This window comes from Actinoplanes sp. NPDC051633 (genome assembly GCF_040681735.1).
In the GTDB taxonomy this organism is placed as follows: Bacteria; Actinomycetota; Actinomycetes; order Mycobacteriales; family Micromonosporaceae; genus Actinoplanes.
Genome location: NZ_JBFAZH010001533.1, coordinates 1 through 1529, shown reverse-complemented (window position 1 = coordinate 1529; position 1529 = coordinate 1). Strand labels below are relative to the sequence as shown.

At 71.4% G+C, this 1529-nt stretch carries 2 protein-coding genes; both read left to right on the top strand.

Going from position 1 to position 1529, the window contains the following annotated elements; all coding sequences use genetic code 11:
* On the top strand, window positions 1-260 hold a 260-nt coding region (locus AB0M20_RS42860; protein ID WP_364307177.1), incomplete at its 5' end, for a hypothetical protein.
* 90 nt (window positions 261-350) lie between these two features.
* Window positions 351-1397: a PQQ-dependent sugar dehydrogenase gene (locus AB0M20_RS42855; RefSeq protein WP_364307175.1), complete on the top strand. Its 1047-nt coding sequence runs from the start codon at window positions 351-353 to the stop codon at window positions 1395-1397.
* Window positions 1398-1529: the final 132 nt, after the last annotated feature.

Sequence of the window (1529 nt, the reverse complement as noted above, 5' to 3'; positions counted from 1 at the left end):
TGCCCGGCCTGCCCGGGATCCCGATCGACGGCGGCTTCAACGTTCCCGACGTGTCCGGTCACCCGGTCCGGGCGGAGACGGCGAACGCGTTCGCGATCACACTCGTGCCGGCCCGCCGGTTCGTCGGGCAAGCGACCCCGCGGGGCTGGCAGTCGGTGAACTCGCTCGCCGGCGGCGTCAGCGAGGACCTGGGCGGGCCGCTGGAGCAGAACCTCCTGCGGCGTTGGCTGACCAACGACACATACCCGGTCCGGCGGTGATGTCTGCTTTTTCGCTTCAAGTCGCTGTGCCTCGGATGACCGGATAGATTGATTTGCGTCAATGACCAACGTCTATGGAGGTTTCGCGTCATGCGCCGCAAAGCTGCTGTCTGGAGCGTGCTGGTCGCGCTGACCCTGAACGTGGGTGTCGCATCCGCCGCACAGGCCACGCCCGACCTCGGCAACCCCGAGGTCGTGGCGTCCGGCCTGACCGTTCCCTGGGGGCTGGGCTTCCTGCCGGACGGCAGCGCGCTCGCCGCGGAGCGCAACAGCGGGCGGGTGCTGCAGCTGCGGCCGGGCAGCGCGCCGGTGCAGGTGGCGACGATCAGCGGTGTGCGGCCGACCGGCGAGGCCGGGCTGCTCGGGCTGGCCGTCTCCCCGACCTACGCGCAGGACGGTTACGTCTACGTCTACTTCACCGCCGCCCGCGACAACCGGATCGTGCGGTTCACGCTGGCCCAGCCGCAGACGCAGCAGGTGATCGTCTCGGGTCTGGCCAAGGCATCCATCCACGACGGGGGCCGCATCGCGTTCGGCCCGGACGGCAACCTCTACGCGGGTGTCGGCGACGCCGGCAACACCGCGAACTCGCAGAACCCGCAGAGCCGCAACGGCAAGATCCTGCGCGTGCTGCCCGACGGCGGTGTCCCCGCCGACAACCCGTTCCCCGGATCACTGGTCTACAGCCTCGGCCACCGCAACGTGCAGGGGCTGGCCTGGGACGCGCAGGGCCGGCTGTACGCGTCGGAGTTCGGCCAGAACACCTGGGACGAGGTCAACCAGATCGTGCCGGGCGCCAACTACGGCTGGCCGATCGTCGAGGGCCGGGCGAACGACTCCCGCTTCCGTGATCCGATCGTCACCTGGACCACGGCCGAGGCGTCGCCGAGCGGCGCCACGATCGACGGTGACACCCTCTACGTCGCGGCGCTGCGCGGGCAGCGCCTGTGGGCGGTCCCGCTGGACGGCAACGGCGGCGCGGGCACGCCGACGGCGTTCCTGCAGAACGAGTACGGCCGGCTGCGCACCGTGGAGCGGGCTCCCGACGGCGCCCTGTGGGTGACCACGAGCAACCGCGACGGCCGCGGCACTCCGGCGGCGACCGACGACCGGGTGCTGCGGTTCCCGCCTGAGTGATCGCCGGATCTCGAGGGTGTCCCTGGGCCCGCGGCATTTGTCCGCGCTCGCGCAGCGGCCGGATCGGCGACCTTGAACAGGGTCTCGCGCTTCCCATCGGGGTCACCGGAAGGGTGCGTCGACGGCGCCGCG

Bases quoted from the DNA above. Each gene is read 5' to 3' on its own strand.
- AB0M20_RS42855 (WP_364307175.1), top strand. From the start codon at position 351: ATGCGCCGCAAAGCTGCTGTCTGGAGCGTGCTGGTCGCGCTGACCCTG.